Source organism: Chryseobacterium sp. CS3K3.1 (assembly GCF_059515165.1).
Genome location: NZ_JCAKRV010000029.1, coordinates 1 through 18,941, shown reverse-complemented (window position 1 = coordinate 18,941; position 18,941 = coordinate 1). Strand labels below are relative to the sequence as shown.

10 protein-coding genes and 4 tRNA genes are annotated in these 18,941 nt (G+C 35.6%); 4 read left to right on the top strand and 10 right to left on the bottom strand.

Translation table 11 applies throughout. The annotated features are described in order from the left end of the window. Window positions 1-149: 149 nt before the first annotated feature. The 7 genes from AC5YGI_RS21035 to AC5YGI_RS21005 all read right to left on the bottom strand — a co-directional run bounded on the left by AC5YGI_RS21035 (window position 150) and on the right by AC5YGI_RS21005 (window position 5,278). Window positions 150-2,717 carry a hypothetical protein gene (locus tag AC5YGI_RS21035; RefSeq protein WP_496169661.1) on the bottom strand — a complete coding sequence of 856 codons (2,568 nt, stop codon included), beginning with the start codon at window positions 2,715-2,717 and terminating at the stop codon, window positions 150-152. After that, entirely contained in the window at window positions 2,717-3,457 is a 741-nt protein-coding gene (locus tag AC5YGI_RS21030) for a GLPGLI family protein (RefSeq protein WP_496169659.1), read from the bottom strand. The genes AC5YGI_RS21035 and AC5YGI_RS21030 overlap by 1 nt, the downstream gene beginning before the upstream one ends. Window positions 3,458-3,526: 69 nt before the next feature. Continuing rightward, a complete protein-coding gene (locus AC5YGI_RS21025) occupies window positions 3,527-3,817 on the bottom strand; it encodes a hypothetical protein (protein ID WP_496169657.1) in 291 nt (96 codons plus the stop codon). Window positions 3,818-4,459: 642 nt separating this feature from the next. Beyond that, window positions 4,460-4,533, bottom strand: a tRNA-Arg gene (locus AC5YGI_RS21020). A gap of 13 nt (window positions 4,534-4,546) precedes the next feature. Further along, window positions 4,547-4,621: transfer RNA gene (locus AC5YGI_RS21015), tRNA-Pro, on the bottom strand. A gap of 494 nt (window positions 4,622-5,115) precedes the next feature. Continuing rightward, a tRNA-Arg gene (locus tag AC5YGI_RS21010) sits at window positions 5,116-5,189 on the bottom strand. A gap of 14 nt (window positions 5,190-5,203) precedes the next feature. Beyond that, window positions 5,204-5,278, bottom strand: a tRNA-Pro gene (locus tag AC5YGI_RS21005). Between the two features lie 388 nt (window positions 5,279-5,666). Between AC5YGI_RS21005 and AC5YGI_RS21000 the strand changes: the two genes are divergently transcribed. Both AC5YGI_RS21000 and AC5YGI_RS20995 read left to right on the top strand, forming a co-directional pair. After that, window positions 5,667-6,194, top strand: coding sequence for a hypothetical protein (locus AC5YGI_RS21000; protein WP_496169655.1), 528 nt, complete (start codon window positions 5,667-5,669; stop codon window positions 6,192-6,194). A 135-nt stretch (window positions 6,195-6,329) separates the two neighbouring features. After that, a complete protein-coding gene (locus AC5YGI_RS20995; RefSeq protein WP_330745487.1) occupies window positions 6,330-6,854 on the top strand; it encodes a thermonuclease family protein in 525 nt (174 codons plus the stop codon). Window positions 6,855-6,956: 102 nt separating this feature from the next. Here the strand turns inward: AC5YGI_RS20995 and AC5YGI_RS20990 are convergent, their stop codons facing one another. The 3 genes from AC5YGI_RS20990 to AC5YGI_RS20980 all read right to left on the bottom strand — a co-directional run bounded on the left by AC5YGI_RS20990 (window position 6,957) and on the right by AC5YGI_RS20980 (window position 15,640). Continuing rightward, window positions 6,957-10,043, bottom strand: a complete 3,087-nt coding sequence (locus AC5YGI_RS20990; protein ID WP_330745488.1) for an FIDD domain-containing protein — start codon at window positions 10,041-10,043, stop codon at window positions 6,957-6,959. A 57-nt stretch (window positions 10,044-10,100) separates the two neighbouring features. Then, the gene (locus tag AC5YGI_RS20985) at window positions 10,101-13,268 is read right to left on the bottom strand and encodes an FIDD domain-containing protein (RefSeq protein ID WP_496169650.1); all 3,168 of its coding nucleotides are present in this window, start codon (window positions 13,266-13,268) and stop codon (window positions 10,101-10,103) included. An 80-nt stretch (window positions 13,269-13,348) separates the two neighbouring features. Next, complete coding sequence (locus AC5YGI_RS20980) at window positions 13,349-15,640, bottom strand: fibronectin type III domain-containing protein (protein ID WP_496169647.1); 2,292 nt, start codon at window positions 15,638-15,640, stop codon at window positions 13,349-13,351. A 351-nt stretch (window positions 15,641-15,991) separates the two neighbouring features. On the opposite strand from AC5YGI_RS20980, the gene AC5YGI_RS20975 reads away from it, so the two are divergent. Together AC5YGI_RS20975 and AC5YGI_RS20970 are read left to right on the top strand one after the other, a co-directional pair. Next, window positions 15,992-17,632, top strand: coding sequence for a helix-turn-helix domain-containing protein (locus AC5YGI_RS20975; protein WP_330745491.1), 1,641 nt, complete (start codon window positions 15,992-15,994; stop codon window positions 17,630-17,632). Further along, complete coding sequence (locus AC5YGI_RS20970) at window positions 17,632-18,762, top strand: hypothetical protein (RefSeq protein WP_496169644.1); 1,131 nt, start codon at window positions 17,632-17,634, stop codon at window positions 18,760-18,762. The genes AC5YGI_RS20975 and AC5YGI_RS20970 overlap by 1 nt, the downstream gene beginning before the upstream one ends. Window positions 18,763-18,941: the final 179 nt, after the last annotated feature.

Genomic DNA, 18,941 nt, shown 5'->3' with positions numbered 1-18,941 from the left:
CCATATTATATGGATTTCTTATTTTTGGAACGGGATTGATAAAAAGGAAAATGTATATAATAGCTTAATGAGTTTTTAACTTAACTTAAAGGTTTTAATACTCAAAAATATCCAAATTCAAATGTTTTTATTCATCTTTAAGTCTTTAATTAGAAATTATATTTGATCCCCCCAAGTATATATCCATGTAAGGAAGTTGTTGACACCTCTTCAATACCTAACTGACTTGTATAGTTATTAATATATTCAAATGAATTTAAGTTTAAAATATTATTAAATTGTAAATTATATTCAAAATCTGATTTTCCCTTTCTATAAGAGACTTGACCTCCTATTAAAAAATCACGGAGTGTATTCTGTTCTGTTTTTTGAATTAAATATTCACCTAGTACATTGCCAATCCACTCTTTTCTAATATTTGCCCTTATTCCAAATGATAGTTTTAAATTATCTTGCTTTGAGGTAGTATTATAAAAACTTTGTTCAAAACTCCCTTTACTGAAAGTATATCCCAAATCAAATTGCAATGGCTTATTTTTAAAGTTTGTAGACAGTTTTTGAGATAATTCAAAATTCTTAACAATAGAAATATTTTCTTTACTATTAATAAAGTTTACCTCCTCAGTTTTAACACCAGTTAGTTTTGTTTTCAATACATAGTTTGTGTTAAATCTTTGGTCATTAGATAAAAGAAATATTAATCGATTTTTATATTTGCCAATAACATTGTCAATCTCTGAAAATGTCCCATAATTTATTAGGTTTGTTGTATAGCTTGGTTTTGTTTTGTTGTACATCAACATAAAAAAAAGATTACTTCCTTTTTCAAAATAAGTTCTATGCCAAGATAATTTATAACTGTCTACTTTACTTAGTAAATCAGGAGTTATATTAAAATTTTTAAAAAATGACAAATTCCGAGTGTATAATGGGTTATATTGTAAGAGTTTTAAATTTGGTATTTCAAATCTTGAGCTATATTCAATTCCAAATTCATTAATTGCTTTTGTAAGTGGGCTGTATCTTAGACCTATTTTCTTTTCAAAATAATGCTCATTAAATTTATTAATCTTTAAAAAATTAGAACTAACTGAGGCAGATAAATCAAACCTTCCCAACTGCTTATAAAGATTTAAATCATTTATATAATGATAAATATTTAAAACTCTATTTTCAGGCACCTCTTCTGATAGTTCTATAAGTTCAGAATCATCCTTTTTAAACGAAAATCCAGAATGAAAATTAACATTTACAACCTTATTCTTATTCTTTAAATAAAAATCCAGTCCATATTTATTTGAATTCATTGAAAACTGCTGAGATAGAGCGTTGGTATCCCCTAAAAACAATTTATTATTTGAACCAATATCCAAGTATCCTTTATAAGATTCATTCAATTGATTAAAAGCAAGTATTAATTTAATTCCGGAAACATCTTTATTCCATGAAAGATAATTGCTTATACTTTTATTAATTATTTTGTTCTGGATATCAAAAAAGTAGGGTTCGGAAGACGTTCTACTTATTTTTTGACTGAAGTTATCTTCAGTTGGATTATACCCGAAATTATAATAAAGAAAACTATTATCAGAAAAAATTTTTTTGAACTTTATTTGTGTAGTTCCAAAGAGCCCTTTATTATTCTCTGTCTTTTGTTCTGAAAAATTAAAATTCAATGGTTGTCCATCAAACACTATTCTTTGCGAGGATGAGGATTTATTTAATTGAGCATTGTTTAAAATAGAAAACGCTGTTATACTAAAATCTTTTTTTGATTTAGAATACTGTAAGGCTCCAAATTGATTATCCTTAGATTTAACTTTACCATCGTTATTTAAAAAGCTAGGAATATCAATATTACTTTTTGTATCTGAATTATCTATATCCTCCTGGGTATTCATCTCATAAAAATCCATAAAGTTTATAGGGTCTTTTGCAATATTATTAGCATCAGCTATAAATGCTAAATTTCCCATCTTATCAAACTTAAACAGATTTGTGTGACCTAAATATGAATTTTTAGTACCGTAATTACTCTCGGTATTGCCTGTTATCTTTCTTTTATACTCTTCTTTTAGTCTTAAATTAAGAGCTTTTGACCTATTTCCATTTATTGTAGTGAAGTTCTGCCAAAGGTCAATACTTTCAACCATATCAGCAGAAATATTTTGTGTTGCCATTTTGTGGTTTTTCCCAAAAAACTCATTTCCTTCTATAAGAACTTGCCCGATAGCATTTCCTTTATAGGTTACTTTTCCACTCTCATTAATATCTAATCCAGGAAGCTTTTTTATCAAATCTTCCGTGGTTCTTTCGGTGCCATCCTTTATTGCTTTTAAATTGAATGTAATGGTGTCTTCTTTAGCGCTTGCTATTTTGGGTCTTGATTTAATTTCTACTTCTTGAATTACTGTTATTTGAGATTCCAAAGAAACATCAAAATTTAACTTTTCACGGGTATCAATATTGACAATTTTTGTCTTGTAAAATATAGAAGTGAATTTTAATGAAAAAACTCCTATTTCAGGGAGCTGAAAAATACAGTTACCCGTTTTATCTGTTTTTTGAAAAGATAATGTTTTCTCTCCTTTTAAAAGCTGCACATTAGCCTCTTCTACAGCTTTTCCATTACTGTTTTTTACATTAATACTAATGTTTTGTGAAAAAGAAAAACTAAACAACAATGAAAAAGCAATTATTAAATATTTGGAATTCATTATAAATGAACATCTTTTTCAGTCTTTTTAACCTTTTTACTTTCTTCAATATATTCTTCTTTTTTCTTAAAAAATTCATCATCATTTAAAACCTTTAATTTAGGATTTATTGATTCAAAATCCTCTTTGGTTGCATTGTTACTTATTTTTGTTGCATAGACTAACTGGGTTGCAGTTTCAACCTTTAATACTAAGCCAGGCAGATTATTATACACAAACGGACCTGCACTTGTCGGAATATCCTCTGTATACCATACTTTAATTATTTGTCCTTTATCAGTTAATAGTTCTGCTAATTTACATTTATATTTTTCAATATATTCAACCTCATCTTTGTAATCAATCTTTTCAAATTTGGGAATAGAGTAATGGTAAAATTCTTCATCCCCCATCTTTTGATATTGGTAAAATCCTTTATCTCCTCTTTTATGATAAATCTTGATTTTAGGAAATGAAAAACTTTCTTTTTTTCTCATAGTAGTATATTCATCAACTTTTTTTTTATCTCCATCAATAGTTATGTCTTCTTTTAAAATATTTTTGAAAAAAGTATCTCCATCGAAGAAATATAAAATTTCTTTTTGTGGCTTTTTTAACTCTTCATCAACTTTATTTTTAAATGCTTGTGACGTATTGACATCCAATGTGCGAAGTTTAATTATTGCATCATATTCAACTTTTAAATTTTGTGCACTCATAAAATTCAAAAGGAATACTGAAATAAAAGGGATATATTTCATATGATCATTTTTTAATTAAAAGGGGCTGCCTAATAGTTAAACAGCCCTTTAGATTAAATTATTATTTGCTTAACAGCCATACCAATAAGTAGTCACATCCCAATAATACTCTGTCACCTCCCACACATTCCCCATCATATCGGTTTCAGTGTAAGTTGTACTACCTGGTGTAATTACAGTTGTATGACAAATACCATAGATTTTTTGAGCTTCTTCAAGGGAGTTTAGTCTAACAGTTGCTGTTTTCAAGGATAATAGCTCTTTACTGTTGGAAGAAATATTAAACTTTTCAACGTTGCCTTTAGCAAATCCTAATGTTGTTCCAGCTAATAATACTGCTGTAAATAAAATTTTTTTCATAATTGTGTAAAGTTGAATTAATTGCTTTGTTTATTTGTAATAACATCACAAATGTATTAATTTATTTATAATATCAAAAAAATATATTAGAAAAAATATTAATTCTGTTTTATTGAAATTTAATATTTAAATGAAATAATTGATTTAAATTATATTAGTTTTAAGAATGTATAATTTGCATTTAGCTATTTCATATTTTCTAGCTTAAACATTAAATTAATTTTTTTATTATTAGATAATATTGATGAAACTTTGGTTTCATCCAGAATGTGAAGCTCCATTTAACAGTTAAATCAGCTTTATAACTACTTATGAACAACAAGCCCTCCCTTTGTTTCAGTTTGGCAATGCTTCGTCTTTGAAATAGGATTTATCTCTATTTTTAGGAAAAAGATAAAATACTTTTAGTTTGGGGCAAAGTAAATTTTGATTTTTTTATACTGTTTACTGATTTTGAGAAATAATAAAAACAAAAAAGACTCACTGTTTCCAATAAGCCTTTATGTGGGCGCGAAAGGATTCGAAGTTTTGCCGTCCCGATTGAAATCGGGATGCTCTATCCTGTTTGATTCATTAAAATTGTTGGATTGTAAAATAAAATTGTAAACAAAAAACCTCACAATAAAAATTGTGAGGTTTTTGTGAGCGCGAAAGGATTCGAACCTTTGACCGTCTGCTTAGAAGGCAGATGCTCTATCCAGCTGAGCTACGCACCCTAAATTTTTTAAGTCGGGGCGGCAGGATTCGAACCTGCGACCTCCTGGTCCCAAACCAGGCGCGATGACCGGACTACGCTACGCCCCGAGGGTGTCATCAGTAACGAATTTTACTTCGTTTTTGCGGTTGCAAAGGTACAATACTTTTTGGAATAAAAAAATAAAATCAGGAATAATTTTTAATTAATTTTTCATGACTGCTTCTCGATTAATTGTACATATTTAAAAATCATAGCCTTAGGCTGTTTTTTATAGTTCGATGCTAAAACGGTTTATTTTACCCGGATCTGAGGAGAAATAAAAAGACTCAATATTTCCGCTAAGTCTTTATGTGGGCACGAAAGGATTCGAAATTTTGCCGTTCTGATTGAAACCGGGATGCTCTATTTTCTTTTTTTGTTTGTAATAATTATGGGTAGTAAAAAAAAAGACTCACTGTTTCCAGTAAGTCTTTAAGTGAGCGCGAAAGGATTCGAAGTTTTGCCGTCCCGATTACAAATCGGGATGCTCTATTGAGTATGGTTAATCATTGATTGTTTGAGGGAATAAAAAAAGACTCACTGTTTCCAGTAAGTCTTTATGTGAGCGCGAAAGGATTCGAACCTTTGACCGTCTGCTTAGAAGGCAGATGCTCTATCCAGCTGAGCTACGCACCCTAAATTTTTTTAAGTCGGGGCGGCAGGATTCGAACCTGCGACCTCCTGGTCCCAAACCAGGCGCGATGACCGGACTACGCTACGCCCCGAGAGTGTTATTAATAACGAATTTACATCGTTTTTAGGGCTGCAAAGTTGCAATTCTTTTTGGAATAAAAAAAGAAAATGAAGAATATTTTTTAATTAATTTTCCTGATTTCTTTTTTATTACCTTTACCGGGTTAATAACCATAGACTTATCTTGTTTTAAAAAGTTTAATTTTTTTTTCCTCTTTTGGGATCTGCAATCATCTGTCCATGGTATTTTATTTTTTAATCTAAAATGGAAACAAATATTTTTATAAGATTATATTCAGTTAAATTTTTATGACATCCTATATAGATTCCAATAATTATTATCTGTCAAAATTTTTTAATTGTGAATTCCTCAATTACGATAGCTTTTGGTTATTTTATAGTCAAAGAAATGGAATTCGAATGGCCGATCTTTTTTCTAATCAAAAAATTTATTCTTTTCTGTGGGAATATGCTGATGTAGGCATTTTATTAAGGATAGATGAATGGAAAAGAGCTTTCAGGAGAAGTAATATTGACGTTTTACCAGATGCTAAGCTGCATACCCGAAATTACCTATCAGGAGGGCGAAAAGTATATCTGGATTGCTTGGAAACCAGTCCTGTAATTGCACATAAAAAATTTAAAAACCTAACCGCATACGATATCGGACAACGTTTTGTTCAGATCGTTACTGATGAAAATATATCTTATACTGATATCAATTTAAGTTTTCTGGAATTAACTGACAATATTGATAAATTTAAAGCGTTTATCAGGATTTTAGACACCAATGGTATTCATGCATTAATTTTAAATGGTTATCATCATCGAGGAGAACTGCTTAAAGTATGTATAGTTAAAAATAGTGAAATGAATTTAAAAACAGAAGAAACTTTACCTTTAAATGTTTTTGAAAATACTTATGTCTCAATGCCTTTTAACTGGTAAAATTATTAGAATCCCGCTCCGCAAAGTCTCCCGACTTTGAGGTGAAAAAACAAATAACTCAATTCAATATTAAAAACCTCGCAAAACGCGAGGTTTTTTCATTAAACAAGCCCCACTAATCCCTATATTTGCCTCATGAAACGATTAATGCTGCTGTACATACTTTTCCCTGTATTTCTATTCTCACAGACGACCGGAAAAGTGATTAAAATTTCAGACGGAGATACCATTACTTTACTGTTAAAAGGCAACCAGCAAAAAAAACTGAGATTGGCTGAAGTCGATTGTCCGGAAAATGGGCAGGCGTTCGGTAAAAATGCAAAACAGTTTACTTCTGCTCAGGTATTCGGGAAAACGGTAAGCTTTGTTGAAACCAATACAGACCGCTATGGAAGATCCATTGCGAAAGTATACTATGACGATGGAAAATATCTTTCCAGAGAGCTTATCAAAGCCGGATTGGGATGGTGGTATTTTTCTTATTCCAAAGATGCCTCTTTGGGTAAGATCCAGGAAAATGCTAAGAATAAAAAGATAGGCCTTTGGCAGGATATCAATGCGGTTGCTCCCTGGGACTACCGCAAAATGAAACGTGAGCTTAGGAATAATAAGAAAATGGAAGCTGCTAAGAATGGAGCAAAAATAAAAGGTGCAGCATAAATATCAGATTATTATCCAATCTGATGAATGGTGAAAAATAAAACTGTCTCAAAAAATGAGACAGTCTTTTAAACAAAAAATAGTACAATCCTGATCTGGAAATTAATTTCTGTTTTTTACCAGAATCCATCCGGTGTAGGAAACCAGTTTTTGGGTATCCGGATCAGTCCATTTTATTTCATACCAATAGGTGCCGCTGTTTACCGGAGTACCTCCGATGGTGCCATCCCATTTTAAGTTATTATTTTTATCGGATGAATGAATAAGCTGTCCGTATCGGTTGAAAATATCAAACTTCAGATCTTTCAAAAATCCAAGCTCTGAATAATCCAGAGTATCATTGATGCCGTCACTGTTTGGTGTAATGGCATTGATAAGATTTGGAACCAGAATCTGTACTTCTACAGGGTGGCAGTTGCTGGAGTCTTTCACATAAAAAATATTTTTACCTCTTGGAAGGCCTGTAAAGACATTAGAATCCTGCCATATCATTCCATCCCTTGAATATTGGTAAGGAGGTGTACCGCCTTCTACAGTAAGTGTAACCGTATTTCCTGTAGTTTCTATCTTTTTAATTTTTGGAACAGGAACAGATAGTACTTTTACAAACTGTTTCGTTTCACATCCATTGGAAGTCAGGATTACCCAATAATTACCTATGGAAGCGGTGATAGATGGAGTAGTTGCTCCTGTGTTCCATAAATAAGAGGTATAGCCCGGCCCGGCATCCAATGTAACGCGTGCATCCGGACATATGTACCGATCCACCAGAAGAGCAGAAGGCTTGGGTGGAATCACAGTTAAAGTAATTTGGGCAAAATCAAAACAACCATTGCCTGTAATTATCTTTACGTAAACTGTTGTGTTTGAAGAAATATAAGCGGTAGGAGTAGTTATTTCATTCGTTCCATTGGTGGCATCTGCGAGAGTTGGATAATATCTCTTTGTCACTGGAGCCGTGGTCGTAACAAGAGCTGTAGTTAAATCGAAAGTTCCCGTATTAGGATTGCCTGGAACAAAGCATCCGTTAAGATTTGCATTCTGCACATTCGGAGCAGGATAAAATTGAAGAGTAATTCTAGCATTAGCAGTACAGCCTTCTACTGTAGTTACTTTTACGAATACTGTCGCAGGAGCAGCTGATGGATATGCATTGGCAGGAATAATTTCATTGGTTCCTGCATTTAAGTCAGCCATGGTAGGATAATATTTTCTGATGGCATTGGTTGGTCCTCCTACAGGAGCTGTAGTAAGATCAAAAATACCAGTTCCGTTGGTCTCGCAGGTTTTTACAGTCGTATCCGTTAAAATCAGAGGCTGTACTGTTATATTGACTTTTACCTGTTCACAATCTGTAAAATCCGGGTCGTTTCCACAGAATTTATAAGTGAAAGTATCCGTGGTTGTTCCTGCATTGGCAGTATAAGTAAGAATTCCTGTTGCAGGATTTACTGTTAAAGTCCCGTTCACCGGAGGAGCAATGATCTGTACTGTTCCTGGTACGGGAGTCTGTGTAGAATTGGAGAATGCAGGAGTGATGGCGGTAGGAGTTCCGGCGCTGCAGACATTCATTGATTTTACAGTATTGACAATGCAGGTGTATACTTTGTAGGGATATGTTGTGAGAGGATTACAGGTGCTTTTAGTAATTGATACGGTATAATTTCCTGCTTGGGTAGGAGTATAGGTATTATTGTTCGCACCCTGAATAGGAGTGCCGTTAAGATTCCATTGATAATGGTCAAAACCGCTTTCTACTTCTAAAACAATTCCCGGAACACATTCTCCGGCGGATTTACTGATTACCGGAATGGAATTGAAACCTGCAAAATATCCTCCGTAGCCAAGATTTCCGCTGCCTCCAATAATCCCGGCTGTAACCGCTTTGTTGGAAGTTACCGTAACATTTCCGGATATATTGGGAATAGAGTAAGAAACCCAGTCTGAAGTTCCGGTTACGGGAAAAGGTCCCTGTGCCGCTGCAGGTGTTACCCCATTTACTGCCACTCCGGCGCCTGCCTGTGTCAGGATATTGAGCTTTACAGAAAGTGGCGGGTTGAATGTCGTATAGTAGGGCATTTCTCCAATTTTTCCAATTTCATCAATAACAGTGGGAAGAAAACAATTCAAAGGAGGAATGTAATTAAAACCTTCTGTGGCGTCATTATCTGCAATGCCTGAAAGAAGCTGATAAACATACACATTTTTTGATGCTTTGACATACATATTGAGATGGGATGGCCCGTTAACGATATAATTCATTGCACTGACACGGTAATATTGTCCTTCGTTCAGAGTAGCAACCGGAGTAGGGTTGTTGTTCAGTCTGATTTCCGTATTATTTTCAGTAGCAACAATGATAGCGCCTTCGATTTCTGGAAGAAGGTTGCCCATTCCTTTAATAAGAACAAACTCCTGACCAAGGCGTTCTACAGGAACAGACTGATCCATCACAATGTCCTCTCCGTTATAAGGGGGAGCCAGCCCAAACTGACCGTGGTAATTTCCGTTGGTTACTGATACCGGTTTTGTAGATTCTATTTTAGCTCCGATAAAACCATCTTTATTTCCGGGTTTATTGGCATAACCTGCCAATATATAAGACTGCCCTTTGTTCAAAGTAATTGTAATACTCGGATGGGTAAGTCCGTTGAAATTATTATAAAACCAGGTAGTCATGGCATATCCGGAAACTTTAACCTGGGTATTGTCCTCTGTTGCCAGAATACCACAAGTGAAGTTCTGACTGATCTGATTGTTCATCAATGGTGAATACACTGCATAAAACTTCGTTCCGATTCCAGCTTTTCCCTTTGATGTTAAGATTTCCCCGTGATTGATTTCTGAAAATCTGTAGGTAGCAAAGAAAGGTAAATCACCGTGAAGATAGAGGCCTCTTGTTTTTACACTCATGGCATCCGTTGTATTCTGGCCTGTCATCAGATTCCAGGGTACATCAAAGGTCTGTGGATTTCCTTTGCTGATAGTAACCGTTCCAATAACGGTGTTATTATTGTAAATGGTGACGGGAAAAGGAGTTATATTATCTGTGGAAAGATAAAGTGCCTGTTTCGGCGACCCGTTGGAAGAACTTACCACCATGGGAGCAAACCAGTGGTCTGTATCCCGCTGTGCATAAGCAATTGAAGATAAGAATAACAGTATAAAAATAAATATGATCCTTTTCATAAAATTGTAGGGAAGATTAAATTAAATTGAACTCGACAGTGGCTGTGCGCCTTTGAATTAATCTTTATTTTTCAACAAGATCCATCCGGTGTATTTAATGATGGCATCCTGCAGAGCTGGCTCTTTCCAGGTGATGCTGTACCAGTAAGTTCCGGTAAACAGTTTTTTATTACTGAACATACCGTCCCATGTGTAATTGTTAAAGCGTGTCCCGGTAAAAACATTGTTGCCATATCTGTCGTACACCGTAAAAGACAGATCTTTTTTATAAGCAAAATCTGCATACGAAATTGTGTCATTAATATTATCACCATTAGGCGTAATAGCGCTGATCAGATTAATAACTGTTAATTCTACTTTTAAAGGTTCACAGTTATAAGAATCTTTTACGTAAAATTTGTTCTGTCCGTTCGGGAGGTTAATGAAAATATTTGAGCTTTGCCAGCTGGCACCATCAAGAGAGTATAGATAAGGAGGCTGTCCGCCGGTTACGGTAAGAGTAGCTTTATTATTTTCAATATCAATATTTTTGATAACAGGTTGGGGAGCGGCCTTTATCGTAATATTCTGTTTGGTAAAGCAATGATCATGTTCCAGAATCACCCAGTAATTTCCCACTCCTGCATCGGAGATTGATGAGGTAGTAGCGCCTGTGCTCCATTCATATGACTGATATCCCGTTCCTGCATCCAGTGTGGTTGTAGAATTAAAACAGATAAACTGATCTTTAAGCAAAGGAGAAGGATGAGGCAGGGTAACGGTAAGAGTTACCGTTGCAATAGTATAACAACCATTAGCATTAATTACTTTAATGTATATTGTTCCGCTGGTCGAAATGAAGGCATTAGGGTTTTGAATAGCATTGATTCCGGCTACAGCATCCTGTATCGTTTTATAATATTCTTTTGTAACACCTGTTTCATTGGTAACCAAAATCTGTGTAAGATTAAAACTTCCTTTATCCGGAGCTGAATCCATATAACATGACGTTAAAGAAGCATTCTGAACCTGTGGGGAAAGACTGAACAAAAGACTGATTTTTGCCTGGGCAGAACATCCTTCAGGAGTTGAAACTTTTACATAAATATCTTTAGGAATAGCAGATACATAAGCATTAGCCTGTATAATTTCATTGATTCCGGCCGTCAGATCTGCTAAGGTTGGGTAATACTTTTTTATACTTCCCGACGGACCTCCCACATTGGCGGAAGTAAGATCAAAAATTCCTGTTCCGTTATTATTGCAGGCCTTGATTGTAGTATTGAAAACACTCACTGATTGTACGGTAATGTTTACCTTTACTTCTTCACAATCGGTAAATTCGGGAATGTTACCACAGAATTTATAAGTGAATGTATCGGCTGCGGCCCCTGTATTAGCTGTATAAGTAAGCAGTCCCGTTGTAGGGTTTACATGGAGCGTACCATTGGCTGGCGGAGTGATGATCTGTACAGTACCCGGAACCGGAGTTTGGGAAGAATTAGTAAAAGCTGGGGTTATAGTCAAAGGGGTGCCTGTCGAGCATACTGTCAGCGCTTTTGTTGTATGTACCAGACAGGAAAATGCTTTATAAACAGGAGTTGTCGCAGGCGGACAGCTTCCTCCCACTGATACAATCACTGTATAATTTCCCGGCTGGGTAGGAGTGTAAGTATTGCTGTTTGCTCCCGGAATAGCTGTTCCATTTAAATTCCACTGATAGGAAGAATAACTGTCATCTACCTCCAGGGTCATACCGGGAATACAGGTTCCGTTTTTCCTTGCAATAACAGGTATAGAAGAGAATCCGGCGAAATAACCACCGTAGCCGACAGCATCATATCCAGCTACAATTCCTGCTGTAACAGCTTTGGTTGATTGAACTGTGACATTTCCTGTAACGTTTTCCACAGAATAGGTTTGCCAGTTTGTATTTCCTGTAACGGGATAAGGTCCCTGAATACCTGATAAATTATTTCCATTTACAGATACGGTTGCTCCGGATTCAGTAATGATCTGTAATCTTACAGTAGGAGTCATGGGTGTGAAATAGGGAAGAATATTAATCATCCCGATCTCATCAATTTTCTTTGGTAAAAAACAGTTTAGCGGTGGAATATAATTGGCTCCACCTGTATTGTAATATGTTCCGGAAGTCCCGCCGGACATTAGCTGATAAACATATATTTTCTTAGTAGAACGGATGCGCATATTGTAATGCCCGCTGAAATTCTGGCTGATATATCCCGTTGCGCCTATTCTGTAGAACTGCCCCTCATTTAATGTTGCTTTTGGAACTGTTTCATCATTCAGGTAGACTTGTGTGTTATTTTCAGTAGCTACAACAATCGCTCCTTCAAGTTCATAAGCTAGAGGAGATGTACCTTTCATTAATACAAATTCATCTCCAAGACGTTCCACAGGTACGGATTGATCCATAAAGATATCGCTTCCTCCTGCTCCGTTACCAATCAGTGTCTGCTGTCCGTTAAAATTACCATTAGTAACTGTGATCGGTTTGTTTGATTCAATTTTAGCTCCGATGAAACCGGTAAGATTCCCTGCTGAGGAGCCCTTTCCATCAATAGTATAAGATTGCCCTTTATTTAAAATAATGGTCATGGAAGGAGTAGTTGCCCCTGTGTTTCCGTTGGAGAACTGCACCGCTGGATTATAACCTGACACAGTAACTGTAGTATTATCTTCCGTTGCTAAAATACTACAGGTGAAATTATAAGTAGGATCAGGCTGTGGTAAGTTGACATGGGCAACATAGAATTTTGTTCCGATGCCTGCCTTTCCTTTAGACGTAAGTATTTCTCCATGTTTGTCTATTGAAAATCTGAAAGTACAGAAAAAAGGTTTCTCTCCTTTTACATAAAGTCCCCGGGTCGTGTTTGTAAATACCTGCGACTGGGATTCGGTAATCATATAATCTTTAAGAATATCAAAAGACTGAGGATTTCCTTTACTGATAATTACAGTTCCTATAACGGTATTATTGTTATAGATTGTAACAGGAAATGGAGTAGTAGAATCTGTAGACAAAAACAATGCCTGTTTATTGGTGTTGTTTGTAAATCCCTGTTTTATCGGAGCAAACCAATGTTCTGTATCTCTTTGGGAAAAAAGCATATTGCTTGCAAAATGTAAAATAAGCACTGCAAGAAAAAGCTTTCTGACCAGTAGAAGCCAGTGCTTTACTATTTCGGAAGCAGGCTTGTAAACGAAGTAAAAGTCTTTCATTGAATAAGTTTAGAGGGAGAAAAAAACTGCCATAAAAGCGACAGATCAATTCCAGCCGCTTTTTATGGCAGAGACAACATTTATTTCTTTATAACTTTTACGGTATGGAAAGTACCGTCTTTCTTTTGCATTCTTGCTACATATACTCCTGATGCCAGATCCTTTAATGAAATGGTATTTTCAAAATTTCTGATCTCAGTGATGAATTGCCCGGAGGTACTATAAATTCTGACTGACTTTAGATTTTTGCTTTCAGTAAAAGTAATTACATCAGTGAAAGGATTAGGATAGATGCCGGTTTTTGTTTGGGTTGTATTCTCATGTACATTCATAGTCTGGCTAGGAGCCCATGAAATATTATCCCAGTAATATTGTGCATTCCCTGAAAGAGCATACGTATTGCGTATGGCCAGTCTTGCTCCTGCAGGAACGGTATTGGGAATCGTAACAGTGTAATCACTGCTTCCTGTAGCTGGAGTGTAGGATGTATTTGTGATATCCAGCTGCTGGATCAGCGTGAAACTGGCAGCATCCGCAGGATTGGTCATATATCCGACTTCTAATTTTCCCGTACTGGCACTGCAATAAGCATTGAATTTTAAAGAATGAGTTCCGGCATTAATATTGGTAAACACAGGTAATATGGCAATGGATACATCTCCTGCAGAAATACTGCGTTGTAATATATGTCTTGTTCCGGAGAGAGCTCCGTTTCCATTAATGTTTACGCTAGCGATTCCTGTTACAATTCTTCCCCAGCATGGAGCATTGGTTAGCAGCCCTGTAGCATAAGAGTCAAAATTCTCGGATAAACCAGCCACAGGTGCGCAGAGAGTCAGGACAGAAGCAATATTACTCCATGCACTCTGATCAGAGGTGCTGCATCTTGATCTCACCCAGACATAATATGTTGTTGCAGAATTTAATCCCTGTATCGTATAAGGATTTGCCGTTACACCTGTTATACTAGGTGCAGTAGATGAGGTTGGAGCAATGTTGTTTGTACTGTAGTAGATATCATATCCCATTGCTGGTGCAGGAGAGGGTGCAGTCCATGTAATATTCGCTGTTGCACTGGTAGCATTGGATAATACAATATTTGTTGGAGCAAAGCAAGTTGGTTTAGGCTCCCAATATACATTATCCCAGTAAATACTCACAGAAGGAATTCCTCCATGTCTTATGGCCAGCCTTGCATTGGCAGGAACGGTATTGGGCACTACAACACTGTATTCATAACCGTCAAAAACTGTACTGCTGATATTCACAGATTGAATATTCACAAAAGAAGAAGCATCAGTATCACTGGTAACATAGCCAATGTCTAATACTCCGGCTGTACCGCTTACTTTGGCTTTAAATCTCAACCAATGGGTTCCTGCATTTACATTGCTGAACATTGGAAGTACGGCGATGGTTGTATTGGCAGCCCCATTAGCACTTTGATACATGGCTTTACTGTTATTCACACCACTACCGGAAGCAATAGTCTGATATCCTGTTCCCAAAATAATTCTGTCCCAGCAATCAGCGTTACTAGGCCCGCTTACAGCATTTTCGAAATCTTCAAACATTGAAGTTTTAGCATCGCACTTGGTTTTAAATATCCCCCTTAAAGACCATGCACTTTTAGATGTACCGCAAACTGATCTCACATAAAAATAGTAAGTCGTAAAAGGCAAAAGTCCGCTGATTGGTGCTGAGACTGTATTACTGGCTCCCGATATCGGAGTAGAGGCATCCGGAATAGTAGTGGAAGAAGTATAATAATATTCATAGCTTCCTGGTGCTGTCGTTGGAGCGGTCCAGGAAATAATTGCAGAATTGTTGGTAATACCGGAAGAAGTAAGAGCTGTTGGAACAAAACAGGCCGGGGAAGCATCTATCTTCAAGCTGAAATCTGCAAAATTACCGTAATTGTTAGGTCCGCACGGATTTACCGGATTGGGGAATGAAGTTCCGCTCTGTACCCTGATTCTATATATTCCCAATGCCTGGGAAGGCGGAATAAAAAACTGATCATCAACAACCGAATAACTTGAAGGGCCTAGTGGATTCTCATAAAAATCATCAAAATCCCCGTCACTATTCCAGTCGATCCAGATATAGGATTTTACTCCTGATCCGGCAAAATCCAGATGAACGTTCACTGTTCCTCCAGGATAGGAAGTTACGATCTGACTGGAAGAATTATCTGCATAAGTCTGATATGCGGTGGCTGTATAATATAAACCTCCCTGATCAGAAAAAACAGCATTTTTTAAATAATTGTTCTGGCTTGAAGCTCCGGCAGTAGGAACACAATAAGCCTGCGCATTCAGTTGGTAAACTGAGAGGAAGAAAATCATCCATAATAAGTAGTGTTTTCTCATTTTATTTCTATTTTTTTTAAGATTAGATACTACCTTTATTGTCTGCATCTTTATTTCTTTTCTATATCAATGAATACAGATGATTGATTGATGTCTTAAAAAATCATATATTAGATGATAGTGATATTCTCTTTAATTTCTTTTAATAATAATGGTTAATAGGTGTGATGGCTACATTGAAATTTGAGAATAAGTCTAATATTTTGAATCGACTTAAAGGTTTGAACAATATTAGCGTTATATTTGCCCCTCATCAAGGAATATGCTTGCATAATTCGCTGAATTTACAAGGGTTTAAAATTTAAAACACTGTAAATCAGCAATATGTGATTTTATGGTTTAAAAGGACTAATGATAGAAATATCAGTTAATAATAGCGGGAAAATGATCCTCATGGTAAGAAAAATACTGGAAAGTAATATGACAATATTGTTTTTCATTCTGTGGTGCCCGGTTTTTATAAATGGGCAGCCGGCTCCGGATTTCAGTATTTTAACCGATAAAGCATTTCAGAAATTATATCAGAATCCTGAAGAGTGTATCAGCTATTCACAAAGTCTTCTGATTAGTGATAAAAATATAGAACATAAAGTCATTCTCCGGAATATTATTTCCCAGGCTTATGCCTTACAGGGAAACTATGTGCAATCCGTAAGTATTTCCAATCAGAAGGAAGAAGATGATAAAAGAGGGAATCTTTCACAATTCATCCAATTGTTTGATGATTATAATCTGGCAGATCAGTATCAGAATTTAGGATTGTATGGGCAGTCAAAAAAAATCATTGCAGGTATTTTAAAAGATCCGGATCTGCTAAAGAGCCAGAATCCAAAGGAACGTATGGTTCTCGCCAAGCTATTTCAGCTTCAGGCTATCAATGCAGGGATGGTAAGAGACTATGAGTCTGCTGTGTTGAATATGGATAAGAGTGATTCTTATCTCACTGGTACAAATGAAGAAAACAGAATTATCAGATGGGAAAATAGCATTTTCAGGTCTACTTTTCTCTTACGTCAGAACAAACTGGAAGAATCAAAAAAATTGTTTGATAGTGTCATTGCGGATATTGAAAAGCATGGAAATAATGCCTTTATCTCTGCATTTGCTTATGAAAGTCTTTCCCGATACTATTTTATGAAAGGAGACTATAATGCAGCCATCCAAAAGCTGGAAAAAGGATTCTCTGAAATCGAAAATCTTCCTTATAACGATCTGAAAATTATTTTTTACGAATTGTTTGCCCGCAACTATCTGGCTCTTAATAATGATGAAAAATATTACTACTACAATAAATTATATACGGATCTTAAAGCAAAGCTGGATTCCAATAAAAAAGAAGGGATTCAGTATGTTGTAAAGCTGCTTGAAACGTACCATAATAAAAATCTTGAATTTCAGAAGCAAAATAAGGTAAGCCAGCTTCGGATAGCAGGAAGTATTATGTTAATTCTTATCCTGATAACAACTGCTTATTTCCTGATTGAATCCGCAAGATCCAAAGACCTTAAGAAACAGCTTGTTTTTTTTGAAAAACTGAAATTTAAAGAAGAAATAGCAGGAGGGGCAGCTGAAAGATCAATCGAAATTTTAAAAGAAAATAAAGCCCAGGAAAAAGATCTCTCTAAAATTTCAAAAGAAAAAGAAGAAGAAATTCTACAGAAGCTCAAAGACTGGGAAAAGTCTGACAGTTACCTGAACAAGAACATGTCATTGGCGATCTTATCTGCTCAGACAGGAATAAATACCAAGTATTTGTCGGAAGTGATCAACAATAACAAAGGAAAAAATTTTAACGGCTATATCAATGAGCTCAGAATTGATCACATTGCACGTCTTCTGAAAACAGATCCTGCCTATCTGAATTATAAAGTAAGCTATCTGGCGGAATACGCAGGGTTTTCATCTCACGGAGCATTTACAAATGTGTTTAAATCGATCACGGGAATGTCTCCAAATACCTACATTCAGGAAATTATAAAAAATAAATGCTGATGAAATTCTTTATCCATATCATTTTACTGAGTGTTTTGCTTTTCCAGACAACTCTTTCAGGACAGAAAATTTCTGATGATTCCCTGATGAAGCTTGCCAACCGTGAGATTTATAACAATCCGGATTATGCTACCAGTATTGGAAAAAAACTGCTTAGAAAAGAAAACGGACTTGAGAAATCCATTAAAATTTATCTGATTTTGTCCACAGCGGGAATTGCCAAAAGAAACTTTGATGAATCTCTGCAATATATTCTAAAAGCAAGAGAGTTGCTTCAGAAAACGAATGACCCTAAAATTCACACCAGTTTTTTGATTGCGGCTGCCGTGCAGTATCAGCAAATGGAACTCTTCAGTAAAAGTCTTGAAACACTGGACGAAGCTGATGAATATCTTACAAAACTTCCGGAAGATTCTTATCTGAGATATTTTGAAACGGCGAGAAGTTATGCATTAAGAGGAATGATTTATAAAAGTCAGTCGAATCCGGAAATAGCTCTTCAGGAATTTTTAATTGCCATCAGAAATTTTGAAAAAGTAAAAGAGCAGGAGAAAACATATTTTAACCAAAGCATCATTTATTACAATATAGGGAACTGTTATCTCAATCTGAACCAGCCTGACAATGCCGGAACAGCTTTTATGAAATCTATGAATCTGGCAAGCTTAATCAAAGCGAAAAGTCTGGAGGCATTTGCTTTAAAAGGCCTTGCGGAGATGAATAAACAAAAACATCAGAATCAGGAAGCCCTTACACTGTTGATAAAAGCTGAAGAACTGGGTAGGGAAGCAGGAGACCTGACTCTTAATGAAGGAATTTATATGGAAATGGCGGATAATTATCTGGCAATGGGAAATCCTGATCTTTACCAGGTGTACAGCAAGAAATATTTTGAGACGAAATTCAAAAGAGAGCAGAGTGAATTAAGCTCTATCAATCACGCTATTGATGTTCATAATATAGAGACCCGGAAAAAAAGTGAAAAGCTAGCCACCCGATATAATTATTTTATGGCTGGGATGATGATTCTTGGACTTTTTATACTAAGTATCTTTTCCTATTTTGTTATAAAAATCAGAAAGCAGAATAGAAAATATCAGGACGAAATTAAACAGCTTATCAGGGATTAAACAGAGATTATCCGGCTTTCTGTGAAATAGGCTTTAGCTCAAACTTAATTATCAAAAAGTTCAAGATTTTTGATGAAAATAAATCGTGGAGATCAATTTGTATGAAGGTAATAAAAACAAAAAACCTCACAATAGAAATTGTGAGGTTTTTTGTGAGCGCGAAAGGATTCGAACCTTTG

Excerpts from the sequence above, each read along its gene's own strand:
- AC5YGI_RS21035 (WP_496169661.1), bottom strand. The coding sequence starts at position 2,717 with ATGAATTCCAAATATTTAATAATTGCTTTTTCATTGTTGTTTAGTTTT.
- AC5YGI_RS20985 (WP_496169650.1), bottom strand. The coding sequence starts at position 13,268 with ATGAAAGACTTTTACTTCGTTTACAAGCCTGCTTCCGAAATAGTAAAG.
- AC5YGI_RS20980 (WP_496169647.1), bottom strand. The coding sequence starts at position 15,640 with ATGAGAAAACACTACTTATTATGGATGATTTTCTTCCTCTCAGTTTAC.
- AC5YGI_RS21000 (WP_496169655.1), top strand. The coding sequence starts at position 5,667 with ATGGCCGATCTTTTTTCTAATCAAAAAATTTATTCTTTTCTGTGGGAA.
- AC5YGI_RS20975 (WP_330745491.1), top strand. The coding sequence starts at position 15,992 with ATGATAGAAATATCAGTTAATAATAGCGGGAAAATGATCCTCATGGTA.
- AC5YGI_RS20995 (WP_330745487.1), top strand. The coding sequence starts at position 6,330 with ATGAAACGATTAATGCTGCTGTACATACTTTTCCCTGTATTTCTATTC.
- AC5YGI_RS21030 (WP_496169659.1), bottom strand. The coding sequence starts at position 3,457 with ATGAAATATATCCCTTTTATTTCAGTATTCCTTTTGAATTTTATGAGT.
- AC5YGI_RS21025 (WP_496169657.1), bottom strand. The coding sequence starts at position 3,817 with ATGAAAAAAATTTTATTTACAGCAGTATTATTAGCTGGAACAACATTA.
- AC5YGI_RS20990 (WP_330745488.1), bottom strand. The coding sequence starts at position 10,043 with ATGAAAAGGATCATATTTATTTTTATACTGTTATTCTTATCTTCAATT.
- AC5YGI_RS20970 (WP_496169644.1), top strand. The coding sequence starts at position 17,632 with ATGAAATTCTTTATCCATATCATTTTACTGAGTGTTTTGCTTTTCCAG.